General features: G+C 71.1%; 6 protein-coding genes. 5 read left to right on the top strand and 1 reads right to left on the bottom strand.

The features are described from left to right. Positions 1–475 precede the first annotated feature (475 nt). The 3 genes from HF519_RS28735 (at position 476) to HF519_RS28725 (ending at position 4585) form a co-directional block, all read left to right on the top strand. Positions 476–1444 carry an LLM class flavin-dependent oxidoreductase gene (locus HF519_RS28735; RefSeq protein WP_211170725.1) on the top strand — a complete coding sequence of 323 codons (969 nt, stop codon included), beginning with the start codon at positions 476–478 and terminating at the stop codon, positions 1442–1444. A gap of 843 nt (positions 1445–2287) precedes the next feature. Further along, positions 2288–2575: an RNA polymerase sigma factor gene (locus HF519_RS28730; RefSeq protein WP_211170724.1), complete on the top strand. Its 288-nt coding sequence runs from the start codon at positions 2288–2290 to the stop codon at positions 2573–2575. A gap of 963 nt (positions 2576–3538) precedes the next feature. Beyond that, a complete protein-coding gene (locus HF519_RS28725; protein ID WP_169416113.1) occupies positions 3539–4585 on the top strand; it encodes an alpha/beta fold hydrolase in 1047 nt (348 codons plus the stop codon). 152 nt (positions 4586–4737) lie between these two features. Here HF519_RS28725 and HF519_RS28720 read toward each other — a convergent pair whose 3' ends face one another. Beyond that, positions 4738–4890: a hypothetical protein gene (locus tag HF519_RS28720; RefSeq protein ID WP_169416112.1), complete on the bottom strand. Its 153-nt coding sequence runs from the start codon at positions 4888–4890 to the stop codon at positions 4738–4740. Between the two features lie 515 nt (positions 4891–5405). On the opposite strand from HF519_RS28720, the gene HF519_RS32055 reads away from it, so the two are divergent. Together HF519_RS32055 and HF519_RS28710 are read left to right on the top strand one after the other, a co-directional pair. Then, positions 5406–5597 carry a peptidase associated/transthyretin-like domain-containing protein gene (locus HF519_RS32055; RefSeq protein WP_246245394.1) on the top strand — a complete coding sequence of 64 codons (192 nt, stop codon included), beginning with the start codon at positions 5406–5408 and terminating at the stop codon, positions 5595–5597. A 77-nt stretch (positions 5598–5674) separates the two neighbouring features. Then, complete coding sequence (locus HF519_RS28710) at positions 5675–6727, top strand: DUF6925 family protein (protein WP_169416111.1); 1053 nt, start codon at positions 5675–5677, stop codon at positions 6725–6727. Positions 6728–7120: the final 393 nt, after the last annotated feature.

Genomic DNA, 7120 nt, shown 5'->3' with positions numbered 1-7120 from the left:
GCAGATCAAGGGCGCGGCGCCGGAACTCCGGCGGGTAGGGCTTCGGCACGACGGACGATCTCCTTCACAAGATCGTCGGACCCTATGTCTCCTCACGTCTGTGTCCGCTGAGCGGGGTCAACATCAAACAAAGCTGGCCACCGTCCAGGCGCAGGGCTCCTGACGCCGGGACCCTCGGCCTCCCGATCGACCTCGTCCAGCGCCTCGTGCAACGCGTCGGGATCGGCGCGGGCGTCGGTGCTCAACGTGACGTCGATGTCCGGGTGCCTATTGCCTGGGCGAGGTAGAGCGTGCAAAGAACCTCGGCTCCTCGTCCCGCTACACCGGCAGGCCGGGCCTTCCTCGCGAACGGAGTCAGCCGCCGGGACATGTGTCCGACGATCGGACAGTTACTCAGATCACACGGAACTAGCGTCGGTGAGGGGGTCCTCGCCCCCATCGGACGACACCGAGCCGGAGGCCGCCTCTCATGAAGATGTCGTGTGCATTCGCCACCTCACTCGAAAGCCACGAGCACGCACGGATCGCGGAGTCACTGGGCTACGAGCGCGCGTTCTTCTACGACTCGCCTGCGCTCTACCCCGACGTCTGGGTACAGCTGTGCCGGGCAGCGGAGATCACCGACCGCATCAAGCTCGGCCCCGGTGTGCTGATCCCGAGCCTGCGTCACCCCATGGTCACCGCAGCGGCGATCAGCACGCTCGCCTCGATCGCCGGGCAGGAACGCGTGATGGTCGGCGTCGGCTCCGGCTTCACCGGACGGCTCTCCATGGGCAAGCGGCCCCTCCCCTGGGCCAAGGTCCGCGAGTACACGCTGACCCTGCAGGCGCTGCTGCGCGGCGAGGAGGTCGAGTGGGACGGCGGGATCATGACGATGATGGGGCCGGACGACCGCTTCGGCCCCGCTCGCCCCATCGAGGTCGATTGGGTCGTCGCCGCGAACGGTCCCAAGGGCTACGGCGTGACCCGCGAGCTCGGCGCCGAGGTGCTCACCGTGCTGGTGCCCAACGCCGACTTCGCGTCGAGTGTCATCCTCGACTTCGGCACGGTGCTGGACGAGGGCGAGGACCCCGGTTCGGAACGGGCGATCGAGGCGGCCGGCCACGGGGCGGGCATCGTGCTGCACTGGGCCGTCGAACACGGCGTCCTCGATGAGCTGCTGCCCGAGCAGGGCCGGCAGTGGGCCGCGGCCTACGACGACGTGCCCCCCGAGAAGCGCCACCTCGCGCTGCACGACCGGCACCTCGTCGCCGTCAACGATCGCGACCGGCCGTTCATCAGCGGTGAGCTGATGGCGAAGAGCGGCCTCGCACTCACCGCGTCGGAGTGGCGCGACAAGATCGCGAAACTGGAGGCGGGCGGTTCCACCGAGATCGCCTACCAGCCGGCCGGGCCGGACATCCCGCGCGAGCTGGAGAAGTTCGCCGAGGCGATGCAGGGCTGATCAGGCGGGGGCCGGGGCGGCCGTGCTCGCCCCGGCCCCCGCTCCCGCCCAGCCGCGAGCGCCGCTCTCGCCAGACCGCGTTCGCCGGTCCCCAGGACCGGCTTCCAGGGCCCCCACCGGACGAAGCTGCGGGCGAACGGTGACAGCAACGCCGTCATCTCCGCCCCGCACCGATCTCGGCCCCCTCCCTGGACGAGTCAGGCTGAGGCCTGGCAGGACGGCCCCGGTTCCGTCCAGCCCGCCACCCGGACGTTCCAGTTCTGGCTACGCCTGGACGCCGGATGCAGCGGAGTCCCTCGCTGTGGTCGCCCCAGCTCGCATGCGGATCCGTCTCCTGGAGCGCCGTGGGTCCGACGGCGCTGGGCCTGATCGAATCGCGGACGCCGGCGACTCCCGGATCACCGTCCAGGCGGGTTCGGCCCCGCCGCCGGGTGCACCCACACCGGACGGGGTGTAACGCTCGGCGCCACTCGTGCGCTGAGGTCCCGGACGGCCGGGCGGCGCTCCCCAACGCCCGGCCGCCTGAGACCGTTCAGGAGGACGAGTGCACGGTGCCGCCGGCGGTGTGGTCGGGGCTCCCCCCGTCCTGCCCGCGCCACGTGTCCCGGGAGAGCCACCGGACCTCGAGGCCGCACTACGCGCGGCCCGTTCCGGCGCTGACGTCCCTCCGCATCCGCTCCGATCAGCGCTGTTGCGTACCGCAGTAGCCGGGGTTGCAGCTCGAGGTACAGCACGATGCCGAGACCTGGCTTCAGGCCGCCCGGGACCTGCCCGGTTTCGTCGGTGACGCGGACCGGTTCCGGGATTGGGTCACGACCATCACCCGGCACCGCGCACTCGGCCGTGCCCACGCCCGCTCTGCTTGCCGAGCAACCGGACACGGGCGACACCGCCACCACCGCGCTGGACGCACTGTCGACCCGCAACGCGATCGCGATGATCGCGAGCCTGCCCTGCGACCAGGCGGAGGCAGTACTGCTGCGCGCGGTGGTCGGTCTGGACGTGCGCACGGCGGGCGAGGTGCTCGGGAAGCGGGCCGGGACGGTGCCGGTCGCCGCCCACCGTGGACTCAAACGCCTTGCTAAGCAGCTCCACCACGTGCAAGGAGCCCCCGATGGTTCGGATGGGTAACGGTTCTGCACGGCACGGCGCTGGAAGGCCCGAGATGCGCACCTCGACCCACCCCGGCTGTCAGCCGCCGTCGCCGAGCAACTGCTCGACGGCAGCGACGGCCCGCGGCCGCTCCGTCAGCTCCTCGCCGCCGCCGCGGGCCCCGGCACGGCGAGCGAGCTGCGGGGCGAGACGGCCGCCCCACGCCCGCTCCCCAGCGGCCCCACTCGAGAAACCACCCCCGTGCGCACGAGAACGCTGTCCCGAATCCTGATGACCAAGGTGATCGCCACCCTCGCCCTCACCGGCGCGGCGGGCGGTGTCGCGATCGCCGCCCTGGCGGCCGCGGCCGGCGGCCCCTCGAAGGTCGATGGATACTGCGCCGGTCTCCCCGACCACCCGACGGGCCGGTCCTCCACGGCACCGGGCAACCCCGACCACCCGACCGGCCGGCCCAGCGCGGCTCCCGGCAATCCGGGCCCGCCGACCGGTGGACCCGCGGTTGCCCGGCGCCCCGACGGCACCCTGCAACTCCCCGAGAAAGCCGGCGAGCGGGGCTTAGTTCCGCCACACCGCCTTCTTTCGGTGCCCCGCGAGAAGGCGGGGGCCTTCTGCTCTGCAGGGGCCTCTTGCCAGCGGGTGGCCATACGGGAGCCCCTCATGTGCGGCCGCCCGCGCCCTCGATGGACGTGTGAGTAATACGATCCGGTTCGCGGCCGCGGTTCGCGGGCCATGCGCCGAATGACTGAATTGCCAATCGATCGCGCTTCGACACCCTTCCGCCGTGACTGTGCCTCTGCGAGGCTGACCATCGCACATCAGCCACTTCCACTCGATCATCGAGCGGCAGCCGACGATGACGATGAACGTGACGGCGCCGGCCAGGAAATCACCGCGCGGAATACGATCACGACGACGCGTAGCCCTCGACGGCAACACGGCCCCGCTTGAACGTTCGACGAGAGCCGCGAAGGAGAATCGGCCGTGAGCGACTACTACTCAGAGGAACGGCACGGACCGCACCAGTACCTGGAACTCGGCGATTTCGAACTGGAGAACGGAATCACCCTGCCGGACGCAAAGCTCGCCTACAAGACACACGGTACGTTGAACCCCGAACGCGACAATGCGATCCTATTTCCACACATGTGGTCCGGGACGCCCAAGGCGATGGAGATCTTCATCGGCGAGGACCGGCCGCTCGACCCGAGCCGATACTTCATCATCCTGCCGGGGCAGTTCGCCAACGGCTTCTCGTCCTCACCCAGCAACACTCCGCCCCCCTTCAACGGTGGCGCCTTCCCGCACGTCACGATCGGCGACGACGTGCGGGCGCAGCACCGACTCGTCACCGAGACCTTCGGCATCGAACGCCTGGAGCTCGTGCTCGGATGGTCCATGGGCGCCGAACAGACCTATGAATGGGCGGTCCGATACCCGGAGATGGTCAAGCGCGCGCTGCCGTTCGCCGGAACCGCGAAGACCACCCCGCACGACTATCTCTTCGTCCGCTTGCACGAGAACGCCATTAAATCCGATCCGGCGTGGGACAACGGGTTCTACAAGGAGAGCAGCGACGTTCACGTCGGCCTCCGGCGGCACGCCGAGGTCTGGTCGGTGATGGGCCTCTGCCAGGAGTTCTACAACGCCGAGGCCTGGCGCGGCGCGGGTTTCACATCCCTGGACGACTTCCTGCACAGGTTCTGGGAAGCCTATTTCCTCCCAATGGATCCGAACAATCTGATCTGGATGGGCTGGAAGTGGCGGCACGGCGATGTCAGCGTGCACACGGGCGGTGACCTCAAGGCCGCACTCGGCCGAATCAAGGCCAAGACGTACGTGGTGCCTTTCTCCCGCGACATGTTCTTCCCCCCACAGGACTGCGAGGCAGAGCAGAAGCTCATCCCCCACAGCGAGTTCCGCGTGGTCGACAGCCTGTGGGCTCATTTCGCGATGTTCTGCATGACCCGGTCGGACCGGGAACAGATCGACGCCTGCATCGCCGATCTGCTGAAGGAGGCGGTCACCTGAGCGGTGCGAGCTACAGGTGGATGCCCTCGACCACGACGAAGCCGCGCGGCGATCCCCGAGCGGGTCCGTGCGGGCGGTTCATGACGAGATGGGCGGATCTCGCCGGAGCCGCCGGGTGACCTGCTCGCGGGTGTCCTGTTCCGGTGGCCGGGTCAGGCCGCGGCGTACTCCCACTGCCACTGCTCGATCATCGGACCGGAGCAGTCGGGGCAGGAGACCTCGTAGCCGGCGGTGTCCGCACCGGGCAGCTCGGCGACGCTGCCGCACTCCGGGCAGGTCCACCAGCCGATCGCGCTCGCATCCACGACGGCAGGGTAACGACACCGGTGTAGTTCACGCAGGGTCGGGGCCGGTACGACGGCGCCTCCCGGCCCCGGTGCGGCACCGGCGCCCGCCGGGGGCGTCGCGCCGGGCCGCGAGGTCGCCATGCCGATCCGGGAGTGCAGGACGGCGGGCACAACGGACCCACAGATCTCGCACAGCACCCGCCCAGTCCGGCGCCTCGGGATCCGACGGGTATCGCCCCGTACACCCGATCCGCACGAGGAGCCTCGATGAACCGCGATGTCCAGGACAGCCGGACGCGCATCTCCCGCCGTCGGGCCCTGCGCGCGGGCGGCGCGATCGGTCTCGGTGCGCTCGTCGCCGCCTGCAGCACCTCCACCGGGGGCTCCACCGTGACCAGCGGCACCGGCGCGACCGTGGCCGCCACGGCCGCCGGTGTCGACCTGACCGCGCAGTTCGCCACCGCGGGAACGTGCACGCTCACCCCTGAGGAGACCCAGGGCCCGGCGCCAAGGTCCACATCGGCAGCACCGCCATGCTCACCAGTCAGCTGTTCTTCGACGAGGCCGTGACCGACGCGGTGTACACGGCCGCGCCCTACTCCGACCACACCGGGCGAGACACCACCAACTCCGACGATCGCATCTTCGACTCGCGCCTGATCCTGACGACCAGGAGGACCACCGACGGCTACGTGGCGCTGATGAACGTGGGCATCGACGTCTGAGACATCTCGCGGGGTCCCGAACGTCTCGAATTGAGCCGTCCGTTGCCCCCGCCGAGGCCTGCTGCCACGCTCGAGGGATGGCCGGCCCTGCGACGCCACCGCCACCCGACATGCCCGACGAGACCGACCCGGCGGACGCTCCGATGCGACTGCTGGTCTCCGATCAGCTCGCCGACCCCGCTGCCGGATGGGGCATGGGAACCCTCGGGGCACTCGCGGAGTTCGCCCGCGACTCCCGGGAGCCGGCCTCCCGCGGCCCGAGCAGCGTCGTCACCCCGCGCGGGGGCATCCAACTCGTCCTGCCCGGCGGCGTCGTCGCCGTCGCCTACGAGACCCCGGCCGGACCCGACCTGCACTGGCACCACGCGATCGCGTTCTGCCTGCCCGCCGACGCAGCCCGGCGCTCGGTGCGGACCGCGGTGACCGAGCTCGGCCCCGACGGTGACGCGATGCGGCCCCAGGACGCCGGCGCGATCCTGTTCGATCTCGGGCTGGGCACCCCGACGGTCGACGCCTGCGTGCGCACAGCCGACCCCGGGTTGATCGCCGAGCTGCGCGCGGCCGAGGGCCGGTCGCTGTTCGACCCGGAGCTCGGGCTCGCGGCCGTCGTCGCCGCGCACAGCCCACACCGGGTGTTCGTGACGGCCTGCGGCCGGATCGAGGTGTTCACCGCGATCCCGCCTCCGGGCGGGCGCTCGCCCGTCGGGCCGCATACCCATCTGCTGCCGCATCTGCTGCAGCAGGACCGGACACACCCGGCCACCGCGCCGATCCCGGAGGGCTGGGTGCCGGCCGCGCACCTCTACCCGGCGCACCCGGCAGCCGACCAGGCCGGGCGGCCGCTGCCGTTCGACGCGGCGCGGCACGCGGCGTTCCAGGCGTTGCTGGTCGAGTTCGGCGATCCGGTGCTGGGCGCGGTCAAGGCCGGTGTGATCGCGGCGGTCCGGGCCCGGCGCGGCCCCGAGGGCGAGTACCTGCCGACTCACCCGCCCGCCCGGGCGACCGTGGCGGTCGCACTGCGCCAGCTCGCCCGGACCGACGGCACGTCAGCCGCCTTCCACGCCTGGCGCAGACAACACGCCGCGACCCCCGACCTGATCGATCCCGAGGAGGGTCCGAACCCGGGATGAGGACCACCGGCAGACCGGTGGCGCGGTAACACGTGGTGCCGACCCGCCGAGTCCATCGGCGGGCGGACGGGATCCGACGCACCGCCGGTCGCTCGCTGATGGAGCAGGGGGCATCGGTGGGCGCTGCCGGACCCCGGCCCCGCCCACCAAGGCCGGCCGCACCCCTCCGTCCGCCGGCCCGCGGCCCACGCCGGCGTGCCCGCCGGCGTGGGCCCTGGCCGGCGCGTTCTCGGGGCCCTGCTAGTAGGGCTTTGTTAGGTCGGGTTTGGGTAGGGGCGTTGGCAGGTGTGGCAGGCGCCGGTCCAGAGGCCGAGGAGGGTCTGGAGTTCGCGGAGGACGGCGTAGAGGGTCAGGCCGGCGCAGGGGCTTTTGGGTCGTAGCGCAGGGATGTGC

Origin of the sequence: Pseudonocardia bannensis, from assembly GCF_012911875.1 — a bacterium.
GTDB classification, from domain to species: domain Bacteria; phylum Actinomycetota; class Actinomycetes; order Mycobacteriales; family Pseudonocardiaceae; genus Pseudonocardia; species Pseudonocardia bannensis.
This window is presented reverse-complemented; position numbering and strand designations above follow the sequence as displayed.

Excerpts from the sequence above, each read along its gene's own strand:
- HF519_RS28735 (WP_211170725.1), top strand. The coding sequence starts at position 476 with ATGTCGTGTGCATTCGCCACCTCACTCGAAAGCCACGAGCACGCACGG.
- HF519_RS32055 (WP_246245394.1), top strand. The coding sequence starts at position 5,406 with ATGCTCACCAGTCAGCTGTTCTTCGACGAGGCCGTGACCGACGCGGTG.
- HF519_RS28710 (WP_169416111.1), top strand. The coding sequence starts at position 5,675 with ATGGCCGGCCCTGCGACGCCACCGCCACCCGACATGCCCGACGAGACC.